The organism is Zhengella sedimenti, assembly GCF_046506625.1.
GTDB lineage: Bacteria > Pseudomonadota > Alphaproteobacteria > Rhizobiales > Rhizobiaceae > Zhengella > Zhengella sedimenti.
Genome location: NZ_JBKFFP010000003.1, coordinates 387,890 through 407,876, shown reverse-complemented (window position 1 = coordinate 407,876; position 19,987 = coordinate 387,890). Strand labels below are relative to the sequence as shown.

The 19,987-nt window shown below is 64.6% G+C and carries 23 protein-coding genes; 11 read left to right on the top strand and 12 right to left on the bottom strand.

All coding sequences use genetic code 11. The features are described 5' to 3' along the window. Positions 1-31 precede the first annotated feature (31 nt). Positions 32-1,507 carry a protein adenylyltransferase SelO gene (locus ACLB6G_RS11310; protein ID WP_410356432.1) on the bottom strand — a complete coding sequence of 492 codons (1,476 nt, stop codon included), beginning with the start codon at positions 1,505-1,507 and terminating at the stop codon, positions 32-34. A 195-nt stretch (positions 1,508-1,702) separates the two neighbouring features. On the opposite strand from ACLB6G_RS11310, the gene pgeF reads away from it, so the two are divergent. From pgeF to ACLB6G_RS11285, 5 genes are all read left to right on the top strand, one after another. Further along, entirely contained in the window at positions 1,703-2,500 is a 798-nt protein-coding gene (gene pgeF, locus ACLB6G_RS11305) for a peptidoglycan editing factor PgeF (RefSeq protein ID WP_410356273.1), read from the top strand. After that, positions 2,500-3,651: a M24 family metallopeptidase gene (locus ACLB6G_RS11300; RefSeq protein ID WP_410356272.1), complete on the top strand. Its 1,152-nt coding sequence runs from the start codon at positions 2,500-2,502 to the stop codon at positions 3,649-3,651. Before pgeF ends, ACLB6G_RS11300 begins: the two co-directional genes overlap by 1 nt. A 50-nt stretch (positions 3,652-3,701) precedes the next feature. After that, positions 3,702-4,238, top strand: a complete 537-nt coding sequence (locus ACLB6G_RS11295) for a hypothetical protein (RefSeq protein ID WP_410356271.1) — start codon at positions 3,702-3,704, stop codon at positions 4,236-4,238. A gap of 142 nt (positions 4,239-4,380) precedes the next feature. Then, positions 4,381-5,313, top strand: a complete 933-nt coding sequence (locus tag ACLB6G_RS11290) for a ribose-phosphate pyrophosphokinase (RefSeq protein ID WP_410356269.1) — start codon at positions 4,381-4,383, stop codon at positions 5,311-5,313. Next, the gene (locus ACLB6G_RS11285) at positions 5,313-5,798 is read left to right on the top strand and encodes a GNAT family N-acetyltransferase (protein WP_410356268.1); all 486 of its coding nucleotides are present in this window, start codon (positions 5,313-5,315) and stop codon (positions 5,796-5,798) included. The genes ACLB6G_RS11290 and ACLB6G_RS11285 overlap by 1 nt, the downstream gene beginning before the upstream one ends. 72 nt (positions 5,799-5,870) lie before the next feature. On the opposite strand, the gene ACLB6G_RS11280 is transcribed toward ACLB6G_RS11285, so the two are convergent. Then, on the bottom strand, positions 5,871-6,281 hold the full coding sequence (locus ACLB6G_RS11280) for a DUF7282 domain-containing protein (protein WP_410356267.1): 411 nt from the start codon (positions 6,279-6,281) through the stop codon (positions 5,871-5,873). Positions 6,282-6,603: 322 nt separating this feature from the next. Between ACLB6G_RS11280 and ACLB6G_RS11275 the strand changes: the two genes are divergently transcribed. From ACLB6G_RS11275 to ychF, 3 genes are all read left to right on the top strand, one after another. Further along, the gene (locus ACLB6G_RS11275) at positions 6,604-7,236 is read left to right on the top strand and encodes a 50S ribosomal protein L25/general stress protein Ctc (RefSeq protein ID WP_410356266.1); all 633 of its coding nucleotides are present in this window, start codon (positions 6,604-6,606) and stop codon (positions 7,234-7,236) included. Between the two features lie 41 nt (positions 7,237-7,277). After that, the gene (pth, locus tag ACLB6G_RS11270; RefSeq protein ID WP_410356264.1) at positions 7,278-8,015 is read left to right on the top strand and encodes an aminoacyl-tRNA hydrolase; all 738 of its coding nucleotides are present in this window, start codon (positions 7,278-7,280) and stop codon (positions 8,013-8,015) included. 88 nt (positions 8,016-8,103) lie between these two features. Further along, on the top strand, positions 8,104-9,207 hold the full coding sequence (gene ychF, locus ACLB6G_RS11265) for a redox-regulated ATPase YchF (protein ID WP_410356263.1): 1,104 nt from the start codon (positions 8,104-8,106) through the stop codon (positions 9,205-9,207). 21 nt (positions 9,208-9,228) lie between these two features. Here the strand turns inward: ychF and ACLB6G_RS11260 are convergent, their stop codons facing one another. Continuing rightward, positions 9,229-9,927, bottom strand: a complete 699-nt coding sequence (locus ACLB6G_RS11260; protein ID WP_410356262.1) for a DUF599 domain-containing protein — start codon at positions 9,925-9,927, stop codon at positions 9,229-9,231. A gap of 50 nt (positions 9,928-9,977) precedes the next feature. On the opposite strand from ACLB6G_RS11260, the gene ACLB6G_RS11255 reads away from it, so the two are divergent. Next, the gene (locus ACLB6G_RS11255; RefSeq protein WP_410356261.1) at positions 9,978-11,240 is read left to right on the top strand and encodes an APC family permease; all 1,263 of its coding nucleotides are present in this window, start codon (positions 9,978-9,980) and stop codon (positions 11,238-11,240) included. 110 nt (positions 11,241-11,350) lie between these two features. Here ACLB6G_RS11255 and ACLB6G_RS11250 read toward each other — a convergent pair whose 3' ends face one another. Continuing rightward, positions 11,351-11,563, bottom strand: coding sequence for a YgaP family membrane protein (locus tag ACLB6G_RS11250; RefSeq protein WP_410356260.1), 213 nt, complete (start codon positions 11,561-11,563; stop codon positions 11,351-11,353). A gap of 129 nt (positions 11,564-11,692) precedes the next feature. Beyond that, the gene (locus ACLB6G_RS11245; RefSeq protein ID WP_410356259.1) at positions 11,693-12,331 is read right to left on the bottom strand and encodes a Crp/Fnr family transcriptional regulator; all 639 of its coding nucleotides are present in this window, start codon (positions 12,329-12,331) and stop codon (positions 11,693-11,695) included. Positions 12,332-12,416: 85 nt separating this feature from the next. Between ACLB6G_RS11245 and ACLB6G_RS11240 the strand changes: the two genes are divergently transcribed. Beyond that, a complete protein-coding gene (locus tag ACLB6G_RS11240) occupies positions 12,417-12,887 on the top strand; it encodes a MaoC family dehydratase (RefSeq protein WP_410356258.1) in 471 nt (156 codons plus the stop codon). Then, entirely contained in the window at positions 12,884-13,360 is a 477-nt protein-coding gene (locus tag ACLB6G_RS11235) for a MaoC/PaaZ C-terminal domain-containing protein (protein WP_410356257.1), read from the top strand. Before ACLB6G_RS11240 ends, ACLB6G_RS11235 begins: the two co-directional genes overlap by 4 nt. An 81-nt stretch (positions 13,361-13,441) precedes the next feature. On the opposite strand, the gene ACLB6G_RS11230 is transcribed toward ACLB6G_RS11235, so the two are convergent. The 7 genes from ACLB6G_RS11230 to ACLB6G_RS11200 form a co-directional block, all read right to left on the bottom strand. After that, positions 13,442-13,987 (bottom strand): adenine phosphoribosyltransferase, encoded by a 546-nt coding sequence (locus ACLB6G_RS11230; RefSeq protein ID WP_410356256.1) that lies wholly within the window; start codon positions 13,985-13,987, stop codon positions 13,442-13,444. Positions 13,988-14,118: 131 nt separating this feature from the next. Next, positions 14,119-14,982 (bottom strand): cytochrome c1, encoded by an 864-nt coding sequence (locus ACLB6G_RS11225; protein ID WP_410356431.1) that lies wholly within the window; start codon positions 14,980-14,982, stop codon positions 14,119-14,121. A 27-nt stretch (positions 14,983-15,009) separates the two neighbouring features. Next, positions 15,010-16,311: a cytochrome b gene (locus ACLB6G_RS11220; RefSeq protein ID WP_410356255.1), complete on the bottom strand. Its 1,302-nt coding sequence runs from the start codon at positions 16,309-16,311 to the stop codon at positions 15,010-15,012. 20 nt (positions 16,312-16,331) lie between these two features. After that, positions 16,332-16,895, bottom strand: coding sequence for a ubiquinol-cytochrome c reductase iron-sulfur subunit (gene petA / locus ACLB6G_RS11215; RefSeq protein WP_410356254.1), 564 nt, complete (start codon positions 16,893-16,895; stop codon positions 16,332-16,334). 204 nt (positions 16,896-17,099) lie between these two features. Next, the gene (locus tag ACLB6G_RS11210) at positions 17,100-17,420 is read right to left on the bottom strand and encodes a DUF6665 family protein (RefSeq protein ID WP_410356253.1); all 321 of its coding nucleotides are present in this window, start codon (positions 17,418-17,420) and stop codon (positions 17,100-17,102) included. Then, positions 17,417-18,517, bottom strand: a complete 1,101-nt coding sequence (locus ACLB6G_RS11205; RefSeq protein WP_410356252.1) for an alginate O-acetyltransferase AlgX-related protein — start codon at positions 18,515-18,517, stop codon at positions 17,417-17,419. The genes ACLB6G_RS11210 and ACLB6G_RS11205 overlap by 4 nt, the downstream gene beginning before the upstream one ends. 4 nt (positions 18,518-18,521) lie before the next feature. After that, positions 18,522-19,946 carry an MBOAT family O-acyltransferase gene (locus tag ACLB6G_RS11200; protein ID WP_410356251.1) on the bottom strand — a complete coding sequence of 475 codons (1,425 nt, stop codon included), beginning with the start codon at positions 19,944-19,946 and terminating at the stop codon, positions 18,522-18,524. Between the last annotated feature and the right edge of the window lie 41 nt (positions 19,947-19,987).

The following is a 19,987-nucleotide window of genomic DNA, read 5'->3' as shown; positions in this document are numbered from 1 at the left end:
GCGTTGACGGCTGTCAATGGCCGCCGGCCGCTCAGGTCCCGCAGAAAGTCGCCTGCACGACCTCATCCGCTTCGGGCGGCAATGCGAAGACCGCGTTTCCGGCTTGGTCGTCATAGGGCGCGGCCAGCACCGCGTTCAGCGCGTGGAAGGGGGCGAAATCGCCCTCAAGCGCGGCCGTGATCACCGCCTCGATGCGATGATTGCGGGGAATGAAGGCCGGATTGGCGCGTTTCATTGCGGCCTGCCGCCCGGCGTCGTCGCGTCCCTCACGCGCAAGCCGCGCGCGCCAGCGCTCCGCCCAGGCGTCGAAAGCGGTCGGATCAACGAACAGTGCCCGCGCCGTCTCGTCCGTCTCCTTTCCGCCCCCCGCCGGTAGCGCCGACAACGCACGGAAAAGGTTCGTATGGTCGGCCTGGTTCTCCGCCATGGCGGCAAGAAGATCCTGCGCGAGCGTGTCATCGCCATCTTCGCGCCGCTCCAGTCCGAGCTTGGCCTGGAGCACGTCGGTCATGGCGGCGTTGAACAGATCGGCAAAGCCGTCGATCACGCCTTGCGCCTTTTCCACCGCCTTCTCCGAATCCGTTGCGATGAGAGGCAGCAGCGCCGAGGCAAGCTGCGCCAGGTTCCATTGCGCGATGCCCGGCTGGTTGATGAAGGCATAGCGGCCCTGCCGGTCGATGGAGGAATAGACCGTGCGCGGATGATAAGCATCCATGAAGGCGCAGGGGCCGTAATCGATGGTCTCGCCACAAACAAGCATGTTGTCGGTGTTCATGACACCGTGGATGAAGCCGACGCGCATCCACTCCGCGATCAGTCGCGCCTGCGCCGCGCAGCCCGCCTCCAGCAAGGCAAGCGGCCGGTTCTCCGCATCCATCAGGTGGGGGTAATGACGTTCCAGCGCATGATCGACCAGGAGCCGCAGCGCCTCGCCATCCTGGCGCACGGCGAAATACTGGAAGGTACCGACCCGGATATGGCTGGATGCGACGCGTGTGAGCACCGCACCCGGCAGGACGGTCTCGCGGAAGACCGGCTCGCCGGTCGTGACGGCGGCCAGCGCCCGCGTCGTCGGGATGCCGAGCGCATGCATCGCTTCCGACACGATGTATTCGCGCAGCACCGGCCCGAGCCAGGCCCGTCCGTCGCCGCCGCGCGAGAAGGGCGTGCGCCCGGATCCCTTGAGCTGGATGTCGCGGCGCCTGCCATCGCGACCGATCACCTCGCCCAGGAGGATGGCGCGGCCGTCGCCCAGTTGCGGCACGAATCCGCCGAACTGGTGGCCGGCATAGGCCTGTGCGATGGGCAGCGCGCCTTCGGGCACAGCGTTGCCGGCGAGAATCGCCACACCCTCGGGCGAGGCCAGCTGGTCCGGGTCGAGCGCGAGGCTGTCTGCCAGCGCGCGATTGAGCGCGACGAGTTGCGGAGCACCCACAGGCTCCGGATCGAGCCTGGCGAAGAAGCGGGCCGGAAGCCGCGCATAGCTGTTGTCAAAGGCCAATGTCATGACTGCAAGATAGGAAGACCATGCCTCCAGGGAAAGGGCCTGCCGCAAGCCGCGCCATTTCCTGCGCCGTTCCCCGCCCGTCCCCTTCGGCCAGGCCATGTCCTCGCGTCAGGCTGCCCGGCGTCATCGCCGCATTGACACCGGCACCACGCCTGCCCCAACATCGCCACCAACGAAGCGGCAAGCAGGAATTCCATGACGATGGCAGCGAATCCGGCGCCGGTAACCGCCGCGCCCCTGCGCGAGGCTGCGAATCAAGGCATCCGCCACGGCTTCTTCACGCGGGCGGGCGGCGTATCGCGCGGCATCTATGCGGGCCTCAATGTCGGCCTCGGCTCCGGTGACGAACGGTCCGCCGTTCATGAGAACCGCAGCCGGGTTGCCGCCAGCCTTGGCGTCGGCATTGAAATGCTTGTCTCGCCCTTCCAGGTTCATTCACCCGATGTCGTGACGGTTGAAGGGCCGATCACGGGAGAGCGTCCACGTGCCGATGGCATCGTCACGGCCACGCCCGGCCTCGCCATCGCCGTCGTCACGGCCGATTGCGGCCCCGTCCTTTTCGCCGACCCGCAAGCAGGCGTTATCGGCGCGGCCCATGCCGGCTGGAAGGGCGCGCTGGCCGGCATCCTGGAAAACACCGTGGCCGCCATGGAGGCGATCGGTGCAAGGCGCGAGCACATCGTGGCGGTGCTTGGCCCGTCCATCAGCCGTGACGCCTATGAGGTCGGCCCGGAGTTCGTGGAACGCTTCGCGGCGACAGATCCGGACCACGGCCGCTGGTTCGCACCCTCGCAGCGCGACGGCCATGCCATGTTCGACCTGCAGGGCTATACGGTGAACCGTCTCCTCGAGGCGGGCGTCCGTGCGTCCATGACCGGCCATTGCACCTATGCCGGCGAGGACGACTTCTATTCCTACCGCCGCAAGACCCATCGCGGCGAACCCGATTACGGCCGGCAGATGTCGGCCATCGTCCTGGAGGGAAAAGCGTAATGGCATTGCATTTCGACGAGGCGGAATTCGCCTCCCGCCGCGACCGGCTCGCCGTGGCCATGGCAGACCAGAAGCTGGACGCCGTCCTGCTCTTCGCGCAGGAAAGCATGTACTGGCTGACAGGCTACGACACCTTCGGCTTCTGCTTCTTCCAGTGCCTGGTGGTCAAGGCGGATGGCGAGATGGTCCTGCTCACGCGCTCGGCCGATCTGCGCCAGGCCCGTCACACATCCAACATCGAAAACATCATGATCTGGACCGACCGCGCCGGCGCCAACCCGGCCGTCAACCTGCGCGACCTGCTGCACGACATGGATCTGCTCGGCTGCCGCATCGGCGTGGAATATGACACGCACGGCCTTACCGCCCACAGCGGCCGGCTGCTCGACGAGCAGTTGCAGACCTTCGGCAGCATCATTGATGCCTCGGCGCTCGTTTCCGGCCTGCGCCTGATCAAGAGCCCGGCGGAAATCGAAAAGGTGCGCAAGGCTGCGGCCCTCGCCGACGATGCGCTCGACGCCGGCCTGAAACTCATCAAGCGCGGCGCCGACGAAGGCAAGATCCTCGCGGCCATGCAGGGCGCCGTCTTCGAGGGCGGTGGCGACTATCCGGCCAACGAATTCATCATCGGTTCGGGTCAGGATGCGTTGCTTTGCCGCTACAAGTCGGGCCGGCGCAAGCTGACCGCCAATGACCAGCTGACGCTCGAATGGGCCGGCGTCTACAACCGATATCACGCCGCCATGATGGAAACCGTCCTCACCGGCAAGGTATCGAAAAGGCACCGCGAACTGTTCGAGGCGGCGCAAGCGGCGCTGACCGCGGTGGAAAACGCCATGGTTCCGGGCAATACCTTCGGCGACGTCTTCGATGCCCATGCCCGCGCCATGGAGGCCCATGGCCTGACCAAGCACCGGCTCAATGCATGCGGCTATTCGCTCGGCGCGCGCTACACGCCTTCCTGGATGGAGCGCCAGATGTTCTACACCGGCAATCCCGAACCCGTCGCGCCGGACCAGACGCTCTTCGCCCACATGATCATCATGGATTCCGAGACCGGCACCGCCATGTGCCTCGGGCGCACCTACCTGACCACAACAGCCGCGCCCGAACGCCTCTCCCGTCACACGCCGGACTTGATCGTCCGTTGACAGTAATGCAACAAGAACGGGTATGATTTTCGAACCGGAAGGGGGCAGCCATGGAGACGATGCGCCGGATCGCCGCTGTTTGCATCGCCGCCCTCCTTTTGGCTGCCTGCTCGGCACAGGAAACGCTGACGCCGGAAGGCCAGTCCGCTGGAAGCGTCCCGGCATTGGTGCCGCCCCGGGTCTCGGCCGCCGCGCCCGGTCAGCCCGGCCTCGGCAATGCCCGCGTCCGCTTCGCCCCGATCGTCGGCTCCACCGTGGAGGCGGTCACGCCCATGTCACGCCGCATCTCCCTGAGGGCGAAGGAAGCCGGCATGATGATCGTCGCCGCGGAGGATCCGGGCCAGACCCATCTGGTCAAGGGCTATTTCTCGGCGCTCGCGGATGCCGGACAGACGACCGTCATCTATGTCTGGGACATTCTCGATGGCGCAGGCGACCGCATGCACCGCATCCAGGGACAGGAAACGGTTCCGGGCGAGCCCGATCCGGCCGCGCCCTGGAATGCCGTGCCCGCCGATGTCATGGAGCGCATCGGTGACCGCATGATGCGCGAACTCACCGCCTGGTTGGCCGCACACCCGGTGTGAGCCACGGGACCAGACCGGAGCGGGGCCGGACCGGCCATCAAGGTTTTTTAGCCTTGCCCACGTGAATCCACGGCTCAAGCCTTGCAATGCGGCGCGACGTGGCTAAAAGGCCGGTCATCGCCGATCGTCCCAGGGGCCCGCCATGAAATTGTTCGCCGGCAACTCAAACCGCGTGCTTGCCGAAGCCGTGGCACGATATCTCAACATTCCGCTCGGCAAGGCCTCCGTGCGCCGCTTCGCGGATCAGGAGATATTCGTCGAGATCAACGAGAATGTCCGCGGCGAGGACGTCTTCGTGCTCCAGTCGACATCCTATCCGGCCAACGATCACCTGATGGAACTCCTCATCATGATCGACGCGCTGCGGCGTTCCTCCGCACGGCGCATCACGGCCGTCATCCCCTATTTCGGCTACGCCCGCCAGGACCGCAAGCCGGCAGCCCGTACGCCCATTTCCGCCAAGCTGGTCGCCAACCTGATCACCGAGGCAGGCGCGAACCGCGTCCTGACGCTCGACCTTCACGCCGGCCAGATCCAGGGCTTTTTCGACATTCCCACCGACAACCTCTACGCCGTGCCCGTGCTGGCCCGCGACGTGAAGGCCCACTACGATCTCTCCAACCTGATGGTCGTTTCGCCCGATGTCGGCGGCGTGGTCCGCGCCCGCGCGCTCGGCAAGCGGCTCGATGCCCTTCTGGCCATCGTCGACAAGCGCCGCGAACGGCCCGGCGAATCGGAAGTCATGAACGTCATCGGCGACGTCGGCGGCAAGGACTGCATCCTCATCGACGACATCATCGATTCCGGCGGAACGCTGTGCAATGCCGCCGATGCCCTGCTCGGCAAGGGCGCGGCTTCCGTGACGGCCTACATCACCCATGGCGTCCTGTCGGGCGGCGCGGTCAACCGGATCACCGCGTCCAAGCTCAAGGAACTGGTGATCACCGATTCCATCCAGCCGACTGCGGCCGTCGAAGCAGCGCCCAACATCCGCGTCATCTCGATCGCCGACCTGATGGGCGAGGCCATTTCGCGCACCGCATCGGAACAGTCGGTGTCGTCGCTGTTCGACTGATGGCCCGGCCGGCCGGTCCGGACATCCGTTTCATTCCGTTGCCGGACGCCGATCCGGCCGACATCCTCGCCCACATGAGCGACCCGCGCATCCGCACGCACCTGCCGCTGCTGACCGGGGCCTGGGACGAGGCCGCCAATACGCGCTTCATCGACGGCAAGGCCAGCCGCTGGCGCGAAGACGGGCTGGGACACTGGGCGATCCACATCGATGGTGCCTATGCCGGCTGGGGCGGGTTCGAGAAGGACGGCGCCGCCTGGGATTACGGGCTGGTGCTGAAGCCGGAGTTCTACGGGCACGGGCATCGCATTACCCGGCAGGCGCTTGCCTTCGCCCGCACCCGCGCCGACATGGCAACGGTGACGTTCCTGCTCGCTCCCTCGCGGCGCAACCTGCGCGCCCTGGGGCGCCTCGGCGCGCGGCCCGATGGCGAGGCCATCCATTCCGGTCAGCGTTTTCTCCGTTTTCGCCTCGATCTCGCGTGACGCGGCAAGATAAAAGGGCGGCCCGCGGGGGACCGCCCTTTCGCGTCTCGGAAGGACGCGCTGCGTGTCGGCTTACATGCCGCCGACAGGCGACACGACCGGGCTGTCACCCACCATGACCGGCGTATCGACATCCGTGGAACCCGGACCGAAATCATAGGTCAGATTGTCGTTCGTCTCATAGTGCAGCATCACGACCGGATTGGCACCGACTTCCCCGGTCAGGTCGATCGACAGTGCCTCCGTTTCGCCCGGATCGACCTTGACATGGCCGATGGAGTTGGGCGGCGCGCCTGCACCATCGTCATGCACCACCACATAGCCGGTGCGATTGATCTCGACGCCAACACCCGTGATGCGGTTGCCTTCAACCTTGGCATTGGCGGTGTCGAGCTTGGGCGCATAGTCCGGATCGGACTGGGCGGCGGCCGGCGCAGCATAGAGCAGCGCAATGGCGGCGGCGGAGCAAAGCATCTTGGTCATAATCAACACCTTTCGTTTCGTTTGTTCGTCTGAAATGCGCCAAGGCGGCTCGGACGCTCAAATCGCATTCAGGCGGCCAACGGCATGCATGGCCCTGATGTTCCGGGACAAGGCGAAGACTTGCTTTTGCGGAACCGTTCGGCTATGAGCGCCCGGTCCGCGCAGACACCCTTGGAGGCAACGCGGACGCCGCGGCTCCCGCCCATGCTTGGCCGAGTGCTTTCCGCCTGAAACGGAAACACGGCCGTTCATGGGCCTTCGCGGCACGTCTCGCCCCGGTTCAACGGGGAAAGGCGCTCCAGAAACATGAAAAGGACCAGCCATGAGCCACGAAACCTACGAGCTCACGGCCGTCAAGCGCGATCGGGCAGGTAAGGGGTCCTCCCGAGCATTGCGGCGCAACGGCCAGATTCCCGCCGTCATCTACGGCGACAAGAAGTCTCCCCTTTCCATCGCCCTTCCCTATAAGGAAGTGCACCTGAAGATTCACGCCGGCGGGTTCATGACCACCATCGCGACGATCGATGTCGACGGCGAGAAGATCCAGGTCCTGCCCAAGGACTACCAGATGGATCCGGTGCGTGGCTTCACCATGCATGTCGACTTCCTGCGCGTTTCGCGCAACACGATGGTGACGGTGGAAATCCCGGTCCACTTCCTGAACGACGAGGCCGCGCCCGGCATCCGCCGCGGCGGCGTGCTGAACGTCGTGCGTCACGAAGTCGAGGTCGAATGCCCGGCCAATGCGATCCCCGAAGCCCTCGAGATTGACCTGACCGGCCTCGACATCGGCGATTCCGTTCACATTTCGGCGGTTACCCTGCCGGAAGGCGTGACGCCGACCATCACCGACCGTGACTTCACCATCGCCACCATCGCCGCACCGGCCGGCCTCAAGTCCGAGGAAGCCGCCGCGGATGAAGAGGGCGAAGAGGAAGCCGGCGAAGAGGAATAAGCCGGGCCTGAACGGCCCGGTCCAGCCCGGGAGGCCGGACCATGCTCATCCTTGCAGGTCTTGGAAACCCGGGCTCGAAATACGCGAACAACCGGCACAATGCCGGCTTCATGGCGGCGGACGCGATTGCCCGCCGCCATTCGTTTTCGCCCTGGACGAAGAAGTTCAAGGCCGACATCTGCGAGGGTATGCTCGGCGGCCGGAAGGTGCTGCTGATGAAGCCGCAGACCTTCATGAACCTGTCGGGCCAGGCGGTCGGCGAGGCGATGCGCTTCTACAAGCTGACGCCGGCCGACGTGACGGTCCTCTATGACGAACTCGACCTGGCGCCGGGCAAGATCCGCGTGAAGACCGGCGGCGGGACCGGCGGCCACAATGGCATCAAGTCCATGGATGCCCATTGCGGCAAGGATTACCGCCGCGTGCGCATCGGCATCGGCCATCCCGGTGACAAGAACCTCGTTCACAACTGGGTGCTCGGCGATTTCGCCAAGGCCGACGGCGAATGGCTGGACCCGCTGATGGATGCCATTGCCGACGCCGCGCCCCTGCTGGCGAAGGGCGACGATGCGGGCTTCATGAACCGTGTTTCCGTGCTGACCCGGCCGGCGAAAGCTGGCAGCCAGGACGAGCCTGCCGCACCCCCGAAGGCATCCGCCGCACCGGCCCCGAAGGGCAAGAGCCATATCCATCAGGCGCGCAACCGCAAGCCGCAGGTCAAGGTGCCCCAATCCGGCCCCATGGCCGAAATGCTGAAAAAGCTTCTCGGCAAGGAGTGAGCGCGCCAGCCGCGCCGACCCTTGACCTTTGCGCCCCCGTCGCCCATAGCCTTTCGCAAAATCAGACACCATCCGGCAGGCTTTCCCCATGGGCTTCAAATGCGGCATCGTCGGGCTTCCCAATGTGGGCAAGTCCACCCTTTTCAACGCGCTGACCAGGACGGCCGCCGCCCAGGCGGCGAACTATCCCTTCTGCACCATCGAGCCGAACACCGGCGAGGTCGCCGTGCCCGACCCGCGTCTTTACGAGATCGCGAAGATTGCCGGTTCGAAGGACATCATCCCCACCCGCATTGCCTTCGTGGACATTGCCGGCCTCGTGCGCGGCGCGTCGAAGGGCGAGGGCCTCGGCAACCAGTTCCTCGCCAATATCCGCGAGGTCGACGCCATCGTGCACGTCCTGCGTTGCTTCGAGGATGACGACATCACCCATGTCGAGGGCCGCATCGATCCCGTCGCCGACGCCGAGACCGTGGAAACCGAACTCATGCTGGCCGATCTGGACAGCCTGGAACGGCGCATCGTCAACATCCGCAAGCGCGCCCAGGCCAAGGACAAGGAATCGCTGGCGGTCCTGCCCGTCATGGAAAAGGCGCTGGCGCTGCTCCAGGACGGCAAGCCCGTCCGCCTCCTGCGCGGCGAACTCGACGCGGAGGAAATGAAGGTACTGGAAGGGCTGAACCTGCTCACCTCGCATCCGGTCCTCTATGTCTGCAATGTCTCGGAGGAGGAAGCCGCGACCGGCAATGCCCACACGAAGGCGGTCGAGGACATGGCTGCTGCCCAGGGCGCGTCCGTCGTGGTGATTTCAGCGGCCATCGAGGCCGAGGTGGCCCAACTCCCGGACGAGGAAGCCAGGGAATATCTGGAAGCCATGGGACTGGATGAGCCGGGCCTCGACCGGCTGATCCGCGCCGGTTACGACCTCTTGCACCTGATCACCTACTTCACGGTCGGCCCGAAAGAGGCCCGCGCCTGGACCGTCGAGCGGGGCACCAAGGCGCCGGCCGCCGCCGGGGTGATCCACACGGATTTCGAGCGGGGCTTCATCCGCGCCAACACGATCGCCTATCCGGATTTCGTCGGCCTCGGCGGCGAGCAGGCCGCCAAGGAAGCCGGCAAGGCCCGTGATGAAGGCAAGGAATACGTCGTCCAGGACGGTGACATCATGCATTTCCGGTTCAACACCTGAGACAGATGCCGCCGGCAGGCCTCAGCGCGCGTCAAGCAGCACGCGCCTTGCATTTGAGAAGAATTGCCGGCGCACAAGGACCGCGATCACGAAGACCGTCGACGCCATGAGCGCGAGCGGTCCGGCGAACCAGCCCAGATAGGCCAGTGCCATGAACAGCGCACGCTGGCCAGCCGTGAAGTGCCGGCTGGCCAGCACGTTCATCTCGCCGGCCCTCAGCGCCTGGCGCCGCCTTGTGGCGCTGTCGGCCTGGTCCGGCTGCTGCACGCCGCCGACAAGGATCGAGCAATAGTTGAACAGCCGGTAGGACCAGCCGAACTTGAAGAAGGCATAGACATAGATCAGCGTCAGGCCGACGAGTTTCAACTCGAACAGCGACCGGCTGATCGCCCCGACCAGCGGCAGGTCCTCGAAGAGGCGCAGCGCCTGCTCGGTCGCGCCCATGGCAGCAAAGCAGCCGCCGATGGCGAGCATGGCAACGGTGCCGAAGTAGGCCGCGCCCTGCTGCAATCCGCCCAACACGGCCGTATCGACCATCCGCATGTCGCGCTCGGCCATCACGAGCATCCATTCGCGCCTGCCATGCGCCATCAGGCCTGACAGCGAGCGGTGCTTGAGCGGCGTGTGATCGACGGCCAGTTCGAAGGCCAGCCATGCGGCGACGAAGGCGCTGAGGGCCGCCAGATCTGCGGCGGCGATCACGTCGAACAAACCATCCATTCCCGCGCGCCCTTCGCTTCCCGACCCGTCTGCGAGCCATGATTCACGTCATGGACTTCATGCTCGCCGTGGTGATACTGGCACACATGAATGCATCAGAGAAACCGGCCCTGCGCCGGACGCTGACCCTTCCCCTGCTGGTTTTTTACGGCGTCGGCGTAACGGTTGGCGCCGGTATCTTCGCCCTGATTGGCGAAATCCTGTCGCTGGCCGGAGACAAGGCGCCGCTGGCGTTCCTCCTGGCGGGGTTAATTGCCGGTGCGACGGGCTTCTCCTACGCGCTCCTCGTGCGCGTCTTTCCCCGCGCCGGCGGCGAAGCCGTCTTTGTCAACCGCGGTCTGGGCACGATCGCCGGACGTCTCGCAGGGCTTGGCGTGGTGATAACGGGGATCGTGTCAAGCGCCGTCATCGCGCTCGCCTTCGCTGGCTATGTCCAGGCGCTGATTGCCCTTCCCGCCCCGCTTCTGACAGCCGGCGTGGTGCTACTGCTGGCTTTCGTCGCCTGGTGGGGCGTGCGCGAAAGCGTCATCTTTGCGGCCGTCATCACCTTACTGGAAGTCGGCACGCTCGTTTTCATCATCCTGTCTGGCATGCCTTCGCTGGCCAATGCGGACGTTATGCTCAGCGCCTTTACACCGGTGGCTGATCTGGCGGTCATGGCGCCGGTCCTGTCGGGCGCAGTCATAGCCTTTTTCGCCTTCATCGGCTTCGAGGACATCGAGAACATGGCGGAAGAAACGCGCGACCCCGAGCGCACCGCCCCGCGTGCCATCCTTGTGACACTGGCAATCACCATGGTCATCTATGTGGCCTTGTCCGCCATTGCCGTGATGGCGCCGGACCGCGCCGCGATCACCGGTTCCGGCGCGCCCGTCGCCGTCCTTTTTGAAACGGTCACCGGGTGGTCCGGCCAGCCCATCGCCGCCATTGCGGCGATCGCCATGATCAACGGCATCCTTGTGCAGATCGTGATGGCCGCACGCGTTCTCTATGGCATGGCGAACGAAGGCTTGTTGCCGCGCTGGTTTGCTGCCGTAGACCCGGTTCACCGCACACCTGCGCGGGCAACCTGGGCAGTTGCAGCCGTCATCATCCTGCTGGCGCTCCTGTTCCCGCTGGTGCGGCTGGCGGAAGCGACAAGCCTTGTGACGCTCGTCGTCTTTACCCTGGTCAACCTGTCCCTCTTTTTCATCGCATCACGGCAACCGGAAACCGGCCTCTTGCCATGGCGCTGGTGGGGACTGGCAGGCGCGGCCATCAGCGCCGGCCTGGCACTCTTTCAGGTCTTGAGCGGCATTACCGGCGGACACTGAAGGCGAACCTAACTGCGTTGACCGCGCCCGCCAGGCGCGGTCGTCTCGGTGAAAGCGCATGAAGATACGCGCGACGCCGGACCCGGCCCCCTTTCGGGATCGCTTCCCGGTCAGGCCTTTTTCACGCCGCAGGTATTGATGCCGAGCAGCGAATAGGGCGGGCACCAGCCAAGTGCCGCGGTTGCGAGCAGGACGACGCCCACGATCAGCGCGACCCATCCCCAGGCGCCCGACGCCGTACCCATGAAATAGAGCGCCAGCAGGACGACGCCGGCAATGGCCCTGATGGCACGGTCGGCCGTGCCCATGTTGTTCTTGAACATTGCAAACTCCCTTGTGACCTCTGCGAACAGCCCCCGGCTTGAGCCGGACTTTCTGGCTGCGTTTGCACAATGGCAGCTTCGATCCGTCTTCTCTGTGACAAGGTCACCAAGGAACTCGGGTATTCTCCGTCAATCCTGCCCGGCCAGGGTATCGAGGCCCGGGATATCGGAAAGCCGGATCACGCCACGGTCCAGTTCCACAAGGCCGCGCGCGCGCAGGACTTCAAGCCTGCGGGAAACCACCTCGCGCGCAGAACCGATGGCCGTGGCGAGCGCCTGGTGTGTCAGGTGCACGGCATTCTGCGAATCCACGCGTTCCAGCAGCAGGCGCGCCAGCCTTTGCTCCACCTTCACGAAGGCGACCTGCTCCAGCAAGCGCGTGACATCGTTCAACCGTCCGGCGAAGGACCGGAACACGAAGGCGCGAAACGCTGCCGACTGGTCCATCAGCGCCAGGAACTCGCCGCGCGGTAGCACGGAAAAGGACACCTCCGCCTCCGCAATGCCCTCGCCCGTATAGGCTTCGCCGCCAAGAAGGCCGAGCGTCGTCTGGATGCAAGTCTGCCCGCGCTCGACCGTGTAGAGCAGGATTTCGCGGCCAGAGCGCCCGGTCAGATAGACGCCGACCCGGCCCTCGTGAACAAGGATGAAACCGCCCGCCTCATCGCCCGGACGGAACAGGACAGTGCCCGGCTCGGCCCTGGAAACCGGCAACCGGTCGAGGCTGGCTCTGACCGTGTCGTCAAGCGTGTCGGCGGCGGCTTCCATGCATCCGTCCAAGCTGGAGTCGAAGGGCTTGCGCGATGCTATCGCACGGCTATTGTGCCCGTCCATCATATTTCGGACCGCATGCATGACCGACACGATTCTGGCCTATGAGGATTTCCGGCCCGGCATGGAAATCGAACTGGGCACCTATGCCGTTTCAGCCGACGAAATCCGCGATTTCGCCAGCCGCTACGATCCGCAGCCGATGCACCTGGACGATGAGGCCGCCGCCGCAGGTCTCTTCGGCGCGCTGACGGCATCGGGCTGGCACACCGTTTCTATTGCCATGCGCCTCATGTGCGATCACTTCATCCTGAAGTCGACATCGCAGGGTGCGCCGGGCGTCGACTACGTGAACTGGAAAAGCCCCGTCTTTGCCGGCGACACGCTGACAGGCAAGTGCATCGTCCTGTCGAAGCGCCCGTCGGCGTCGCGGCCGGGGCTGGGATTCGTGCAGATCAGGAGTGAATTCCGCAACCAGCGCGGCGAACTCGTCTGCGAAATGGAAAACGCCGGCATCATGGGTCTGCGCGATCCGGAAGGAGCGGGCAAATGACACTCGGGGAGAAACTGGCCCTCGGCACCGTTCACCAGCTTGGGACACACACCTTCACGCCGGACGAGATCGTCGCATTTGCCTCGCGTTACGATCCCCAGCGCTTTCATCTCAGCGAAGAGGAGGCCGCAAAGACCCATTTCGGCCGCCTTTGCGCCTCCGGCTGGCATACAGCCGCGATCTGGATGAGCCGCAACGTGGCAGCCGACAAGGCCTTGGCGGAACGCTTGCGCGCGGCCGGCGAGACATCGGTCGAGTTCGGACCGGCGCTCGGCCTGAAGAATGTCCGATGGACCGCGCCGGTCTTTGCCGGTGACACGATCTCGTTCACGCGCTGTTTCCTGAACCTGAAGCCGCTCGGCAAGCGGCCTGGCTGGTTCCTGGCAGCAAAGCACTGCGAGGCCTTCAACGCCGCGGGGAAGAAGGTAATGGAGTTCGACAGCGCCCAGATGCTGCGCGACGGGGCGGCTTGAGCAGCAACCCCTGTGAGGCCGCGGAAGCAGGCTAAACGCTCGCCATGCTTCAGGCAGCCCGTCCCTTATGCCCAGTGCTAGTCAGTGCCCCTCGAACTCGACCAGCGTGCGGACGGTCACGCCGAGCGCTTCCAGCTTGCTGCGCCCGCCGAGTTCCGGCAGGTCGATGACAAAGCAAGCCGAGACGACATCGGCGCCCATCTGCTGGAGTAGCTTGACCGCACCCTCGGCTGTGCCGCCGGTCGCGATGAGATCGTCGACAAGGATCACCTTCTGGCCGGGCTGCACAGCGTCCTTGTGCATCTCCATTTCGTCCACGCCGTATTCCAGGCTGTAGGCGATCGAAACGGTCTCGTGTGGCAGCTTGCCCTTCTTGCGGATCGGCACGAAGCCGGATGACAGCTGGTGGGCCATGGCACCGCCGAGAATGAACCCGCGCGCCTCGATGCCGGCCACGTGGTCGATCTTGGATCCCGCCCACGGATGGACCAGTTCATCGACAGCCCGGCGAAAGGCCCGCGCGTCGCCGAGCAGCGTGGTGATGTCGCGGAAGATGATCCCGGGCTTGGGATAGTCGTGGATGGCGCGAATCGACGCGCGAAGGGTCTCGGCGAGCGTGCGGTTCATGGATGCCCCTTGGTTGCTTGATCCGTGGATGGACGTGAGCGGCTACCGTCATTTCATAACCGGCGGCAGAGAAAAGAAAAGGGCGCCACAGGGGCGCCCCATCAACTTTTCCAGTCACCGGCACCGGGAAGTCAGTGCCCGACGCTCGACCAGACCTTGCGCTTCGTCAGGTAGAGAAGGCCGCCAAAGACGAGCAGGAAGACGAGAACGCGGAAGCCGGTCTTCTTTCGATCTTCCAGCTTCGGCTCCGCTGCCCACATCATGAAGGCCGCGATGTCCTTGGAATACTGTTCAAGCGTCTCCGGGGAACCGTCGTCATAGGTCACGTAACCGTCATCGATCGGTTGGGCCATGGCGAGCGATTTGCCCGCGATGAAGTAGGGATTGTAATAGGTGCCTTCCGTGATCTCCATGCCTTCCGGCGGCTCTTCATTGTAACCGGTCAGCAGCGCGTGGATATAGTCGGGGCCCTGCTCCTGATACATCGTGAAGACGTCAAACACGAAGTTTGGAAAGCCGCGCTCCACGGCGCGTGCCTTGGCCAGCAGCGAGAAGTCCGGCGGCGCGGCGCCATTGTTGGCCGCCGCCGCGGCCTGGTCGTTCGGGAACGGCGACGGGAAGGTGTCGGAGGGGATGGCTGGGCGGGTGAACATCTCGCCATCGCTGTTGGGACCGTCCTCAACCTCGTATTCCGCGGCGAAGGCCTTGACCTGCTCTTCCGAGTAGCCGAGGTCCTCCAGATTGCGGAAGGCGACGCGCTTGAGGCCGTGGCAGGCAGCGCAGACTTCCTTGTAGACCTTCAGGCCGCGTTGCAACTGCCCCTTGTCATAGTGACCGAACGGGCCCGCGAAGGACCAGTCCATGTAGGCGGGCTTCTTGATCGGGAAGTGGGTCGGATTGGCTTCCGAGTGCCCGCCCTCCCCGGCGCCAAGAGCGCCGGTCGTGATCGCAAGGCCCAGTCCGAGAGCCGCGAAACCCTTGAGGATCGTTTTCATCATTCAGTCCTTTTCAAGCCTTGCGTCTCAGCCCTTGGTTTCCGGTGCCGCGGTTGCGCCGGCAGGCTGCGCATGCGCGCCGCCCTTGTTCTTTTCCAGCACCGCTTCGGTAATGGAATTCGGCAGCCGCTTCGGCGTCTCGATCAGGCCGAGGACCGGCATGATGATCAGGAAGAAGGCGAAGTAGTAAAGCGTGCCGATCTGCGCCATGGTCACATAGGTTCCTTCCGCCGGACGCGAGCCGAGCCAGCCAAGGAAGATCGTGCAGATGACGAAGAGCCAGAAGAACAGCTTGTACCACGGCCGGTAGACGGCCGAGCGCACCTTCGAGGTATCCAGCCATGGCAGGACGAAGAGCACCGCGATCGAGCCGAACATGGCAAGCACGCCGCCGAGCTTGGAGTCGATCGGCCCGATGTTGAAGGTGATGGCGCGCAGGATCGCGTAGAAGGGCAGGAAGTACCATTCAGGAACGATGTGCGCCGGCGTCACCAGCGGGTTGGCCGGGATGTAGTTGTCCGGATGTCCGAGGAAGTTCGGCATGTAGAACACGAAATAGGCGAACACGGCCAGGAAGGCGACCATGGCGAACGCATCCTTGATCGTCGCATAGGGCGTGAACGGCACCGTGTCCGTCTTGTGCTTCACCTCGATCCCGGTCGGGTTGGTCTGCCCGGTCACATGCAGGGCCCAGACATGCAGGATCACCACGCCGACCAGCATGAAGGGCAGCAGGTAGTGCAGCGAGAAGAAGCGGTTGAGCGTCGGATTGTCCACCGCGAAGCCGCCGAGCAGGAACTGCTGGATCGGCTCGCCGACCACCGGGAAGGCGGTGAAGAAGCCGGTGATGACGGTGGCGCCCCAGAAGGACATCTGGCCCCAGGGCAGGACGTAGCCCATGAAGGCCGTCGCCATCATCAGGAAGAAGATCAGCACGCCGAGAATCCAGAGCAGCTCGCGCGGCGCCTTGTAGGAACCGTAATAGAGACCGCGGAAGATATGGATATAGACGGCGATGAAGAAGAAGGATGCGCCGTTGGCGTGCATGTAGCGCAACAGCCAGCCGGAATTCACGTCACGCATGATCTTCTCGACCGAGTCGAACGCGATCCTCGTGTCGGCCGCATAATGCATGGCCAGCACCACACCCGTCAGGATCTGGACGACCAGCATGATCGCCAGGATGCCGCCGAAGGTATAGGCATAGTTCAGGTTGCGCGGAACCGGAAACGCGACAAAGGAATCATAGGCGAGCCGCGGCAGCGGCATGCGCGCATCGATCCACTTCTCGATGCCGGTTTTCGGTGTGTAGCTGGAATGTCCGCTCATTGGTCTTGTGTCCCTGTCCCTTACCCGATGCGGATCGTCGTGTCGGAGATGAAAGCATACTCGGGAATATGCAGGTTCTCCGGTGCCGGACCCTTGCGGATGCGGCCGGCCGTATCATAGTGCGAACCGTGGCACGGGCAGAACCAGCCGCCGAAATCGCCAGCCTGGCCGAGCGGCACGCAACCCAAGTGGGTGCACGATCCGATCATGACGATCCAGTTTTCCTTGCCCTCGCCCGCCGAGCGCGCCACGTCGGTAGCTTCGGCATCGCCGGCGAGGTTCGCATTGCGCGCGACCGGGTCCTTGAGTTCGGCCAGCGGCGTCGCATTGGCTTCCTCGATCTCCGTCTCCGTGCGGTTGCGGATGAAAATGGGCTTGCCCCGCCACTTCGCGGTCAGCGACATGCCCGGCTCCAGCGCGGAAACGTCGACCTCGATCGAGGCGAGCGCCAGCGTGGAAGCGTCCGGACGCATCTGGTCAATGAACGGCCACACGGCGAAAGCCGTCCCGACCACGCCGGTCATCCCGGTCGCGATGTACAGAAAATCCCGGCGATTGTGCTCGGAAACTTCGTTTGCGCTCATAGGTCTGTTCCTTGTACCTGAACAATGCCGGCTGCCCCCGCGTTGGCTTGTCATGCCCGAGCCGGGAATGACGGAGCGGCCAGACGGAATCCCTCTGCATTTGGCGAATGCTTCTATTGACGATGCCTGCCCTTGTCCAGACTGGAGAAAGGTAGAACGGCTATTTGTCGCGGGATTCCACGAGAAGCTTTCAAAGCCGCACCTTCAACAAGCGCCGAGCCGAACCAGCACCTCATCCGGGATGCCCATCTCGCGGACCAGCGCATCGTGGCGGCGCAATCCGATGAGTTCCCGCTGGATGAAATAGGCATGGACCGCCCGCGCCGCATCGTTCAGCCGCTCCGGCCTTGAAGGATCCTCGCGCCGGGTCGCCTTGAGCACGCCGAGCGCTGCCTCGACCCGCCGGCCGGCCATGCCGAGGGACACGGCCATCTCCGCAGCCGCCTCGTACTGGAAGGCGGCGGCAAGCGGATCGTCTGGCGCTCCCTGCCCTGTCCTCGCCGGTGACTTGGGAAAACGGGTCATTCGAGTATGCGTTCCACCACCTGAAGAACGATGACATCGGGATCGAAGCGCTCGATCATGGCGCGGTCGAACCCGCCTTGCTGGTGGTGCAACCATAGCACGGATGCGAAATGCCGCGCAAAGAGCGGCCTGAACAGGCCGAAGGTGAAGGAGTCGCCGATCACTGCAATGCTCAGCTTCGATGCGGGATCGGCCACCGCGCCTTCCGCTATCAGGTAGGGGGCCATGCCGGCCACGGCATTGCCATCCGCATGCGTCAACGCTTCCGTGGCGATGCCCTGCATCGAGAACAGGGGCTGCCTGAACACGGGCATCTGTTCACCCCTGGAAACGCCCTCGCCGTTGATCGTCGCGAAGTCGCCTTCACGGTCAATGGACTTCGTTCCGGCATAGACCCCGTCCACCGTGCCATGGACCGGCTCCATGTCGAGCTTTTCCAACAGTCGGTCGAAGATGAAGAGCGCGCCCAGCTGGTTCCAGTGCGTGTCGCGCTTCCAGTAGAGCGGACCGGTCGCTTTCGCCGCGTCAAGGACCGCCTTGCTGTCGATATAGGCGATGCCCCGCGCGGCCAGGCTGGCATGGACCAGCGCGGCGGTGTCGGGTCCCCGCCTGTCCGCGAGATGGTTTGCCGGCAGGAATTCCGGATAGATCGAATGCTTGTCCGGCGCCAGCATGAAAACGAAGCGCTTTCCGGCGCGTGCCTGCGCTTCATGCAGTTCCGTGGCGATTGCCGTCCAGTATTCGGCGCCCGCCACATCGGCATACCGGCCACGATGGCGGTTGCGCAAGCTGCCGGAATTGTAGAAACCCCAGCCGTCGACGCCCTCGACAACCGCCCCGCCACGGCCGCTGTCGCGCAGGAATGCGGCGGCATCCTTCATGTCGCCCGCCAGCCCGAAGGCGGAATCCGCGAATCCCTCCAGGCTGCGCCGCCAGTCCGCGTCCTGCCAAGGGCATATTCGCATCTGCATCTGGCAGGCGGCGAAATCCGGCAAACGGGCGATCAGCGGCACGGCCGGGATCGCCAGCACGAGCGCCACGACAAGGAGGTAGCCGCCGAGGAGGAAATGCCGGAAGGCCGTGCTGCTTGTCCACATCGCGTCAGAACCGGAAATAGAGGAACGGATTGTAGCGGGCGTCCGCCAGGAGCGTGAGCGAAACGGCGAACAGGCCAAGGGAAATCCAGTTTCGCATGACCAGCCGGTTCTGTAGCGCCGTCGTGGGCAGCAGGCGCGCTGCCATGTCGCCCGCCGCGCCGAATATGGCGTTCCACACGCGCTGCGGCGTCAGCGCCAGAACCGTGCCGGCCGCCAACGCGAAGAACCAGGCGGGTCCGAAAGCCTGCCCGAAGGCTTCGTCCATCACGCCATTGCCCGAAAGGCCGGCCAGGGCCCCGAAATAGGCCAGGGCGTCCGCCAGGCTCTCCGCCCTGAACCAGACCCAGGACGTCATGACGGCCAGGAGGCAATAGGCCTGGCTGGCAAGCGCCGGCATCCGGGCCAGCCAGCGCCCCAGCCACGCCCGCTCCAGCACCAGGAAGACGCCGTGGTGCAGCCCCCAGATGACGAAGGTCCAGCTGGCCCCGTGCCACAGGCCACACAGGAGAAACACGATCATCAGGTTGGCGTAGGTGCGGGCCGGCCCGGCGCGATTGCCACCCAGCGGAATGTAGAGATAGTCGCGGAACCAGCGCGACAGCGACATGTGCCAGCGCCGCCAGAAACCTGTCACGGAACCGGCGGTGTAGGGCAGCCGGAAATTGCGCGGAAAGCCGAAACCGAGCAAGAGGCCCAGTCCGATGGCCATCAGGCTGTAACCGGAGAAATCGTAGTAGATCTGTAGGCTGTAGGAGACGATGCCCGCCCATGCCTCCCAGGCATCGAGCGCTGTGCCGTTGGCGAAGGCGACATCGGCGACGCGGCCGATTTCATTGGCGATCATCACCTTCTGCGCCAGCCCGATGATGAAGACGCGCACGCCGATGACACTGCGCCACAGGCTGTGACGGCGATGCGAGATCTGCCGCGCCACGGTCGCATAGCGCACGATGGGGCCGGCGACGAGCTGCGGGAACATCGTTATGTAGAGCGCCACATGGCTTGCCCGCCGCTCTGCCGGTGCCGCGCCGCGCTTGACATCGACAAGGTAGGAGATCGCCTGGAACGAAAAGAAGGAAACGCCGAGCGGCAATTCGATGCCCGGCGCAGGAATGCCCCCACCGGTCACCGCATTGACGGTCTCGACGGCGAAATCCGCGTATTTCGCGATGCCGAGGACAGCCAGGTTCCAGGCCACGCCCGCCGCGAGCGCGCCCTTCACGCCCTTCGCGATGGCCAGGCCCGCCTGCCAGTTGACCGCGACGCTGATGAGCAGCACCGCGACGAAGACGGGCTCGCCATAGGCATAGAAAATCAGGCTGGCCGTCAGCAGGACGGCATTCTTGGCCTCCATGCCGCGCGCAAGCCAGTATCCGGCCAGGAAAAGGGGCAGGAAGAGATAAAGGAACAGGTTGGAACTGAAGACCATGTGCCCGCCAAGCCGTTTTGCCGGACCATGCTTTTAGACGC

What these genes read in the sequence shown, in the direction of transcription:
- ACLB6G_RS11245 (WP_410356259.1), bottom strand. Translation starts at nt 12,331, where the DNA reads ATGGAAGCCGCCGCCGACACGCTTGACGACACGGTCAGAGCCAGCCTC.
- ACLB6G_RS11275 (WP_410356266.1), top strand. Translation starts at nt 6,604, where the DNA reads ATGAGCCACGAAACCTACGAGCTCACGGCCGTCAAGCGCGATCGGGCA.
- ACLB6G_RS11300 (WP_410356272.1), top strand. Translation starts at nt 2,500, where the DNA reads ATGGCATTGCATTTCGACGAGGCGGAATTCGCCTCCCGCCGCGACCGG.
- ACLB6G_RS11205 (WP_410356252.1), bottom strand. Translation starts at nt 18,517, where the DNA reads ATGTGGACAAGCAGCACGGCCTTCCGGCATTTCCTCCTCGGCGGCTAC.
- pth (WP_410356264.1), top strand. Translation starts at nt 7,278, where the DNA reads ATGCTCATCCTTGCAGGTCTTGGAAACCCGGGCTCGAAATACGCGAAC.
- ACLB6G_RS11240 (WP_410356258.1), top strand. Translation starts at nt 12,417, where the DNA reads ATGACCGACACGATTCTGGCCTATGAGGATTTCCGGCCCGGCATGGAA.
- pgeF (WP_410356273.1), top strand. Translation starts at nt 1,703, where the DNA reads ATGACGATGGCAGCGAATCCGGCGCCGGTAACCGCCGCGCCCCTGCGC.
- ACLB6G_RS11225 (WP_410356431.1), bottom strand. Translation starts at nt 14,982, where the DNA reads ATGAAAACGATCCTCAAGGGTTTCGCGGCTCTCGGACTGGGCCTTGCG.
- ACLB6G_RS11255 (WP_410356261.1), top strand. Translation starts at nt 9,978, where the DNA reads ATGGACTTCATGCTCGCCGTGGTGATACTGGCACACATGAATGCATCA.
- ACLB6G_RS11280 (WP_410356267.1), bottom strand. Translation starts at nt 6,281, where the DNA reads ATGACCAAGATGCTTTGCTCCGCCGCCGCCATTGCGCTGCTCTATGCT.
- ychF (WP_410356263.1), top strand. Translation starts at nt 8,104, where the DNA reads ATGGGCTTCAAATGCGGCATCGTCGGGCTTCCCAATGTGGGCAAGTCC.
- ACLB6G_RS11210 (WP_410356253.1), bottom strand. Translation starts at nt 17,420, where the DNA reads ATGACCCGTTTTCCCAAGTCACCGGCGAGGACAGGGCAGGGAGCGCCA.
- ACLB6G_RS11290 (WP_410356269.1), top strand. Translation starts at nt 4,381, where the DNA reads ATGAAATTGTTCGCCGGCAACTCAAACCGCGTGCTTGCCGAAGCCGTG.
- ACLB6G_RS11250 (WP_410356260.1), bottom strand. Translation starts at nt 11,563, where the DNA reads ATGTTCAAGAACAACATGGGCACGGCCGACCGTGCCATCAGGGCCATT.
- ACLB6G_RS11260 (WP_410356262.1), bottom strand. Translation starts at nt 9,927, where the DNA reads ATGGATGGTTTGTTCGACGTGATCGCCGCCGCAGATCTGGCGGCCCTC.
- ACLB6G_RS11220 (WP_410356255.1), bottom strand. Translation starts at nt 16,311, where the DNA reads ATGAGCGGACATTCCAGCTACACACCGAAAACCGGCATCGAGAAGTGG.
- ACLB6G_RS11285 (WP_410356268.1), top strand. Translation starts at nt 5,313, where the DNA reads ATGGCCCGGCCGGCCGGTCCGGACATCCGTTTCATTCCGTTGCCGGAC.
- ACLB6G_RS11235 (WP_410356257.1), top strand. Translation starts at nt 12,884, where the DNA reads ATGACACTCGGGGAGAAACTGGCCCTCGGCACCGTTCACCAGCTTGGG.
- ACLB6G_RS11200 (WP_410356251.1), bottom strand. Translation starts at nt 19,946, where the DNA reads ATGGTCTTCAGTTCCAACCTGTTCCTTTATCTCTTCCTGCCCCTTTTC.
- ACLB6G_RS11295 (WP_410356271.1), top strand. Translation starts at nt 3,702, where the DNA reads ATGGAGACGATGCGCCGGATCGCCGCTGTTTGCATCGCCGCCCTCCTT.
- ACLB6G_RS11230 (WP_410356256.1), bottom strand. Translation starts at nt 13,987, where the DNA reads ATGAACCGCACGCTCGCCGAGACCCTTCGCGCGTCGATTCGCGCCATC.
- petA (WP_410356254.1), bottom strand. Translation starts at nt 16,895, where the DNA reads ATGAGCGCAAACGAAGTTTCCGAGCACAATCGCCGGGATTTTCTGTAC.
- ACLB6G_RS11310 (WP_410356432.1), bottom strand. Translation starts at nt 1,507, where the DNA reads ATGACATTGGCCTTTGACAACAGCTATGCGCGGCTTCCGGCCCGCTTC.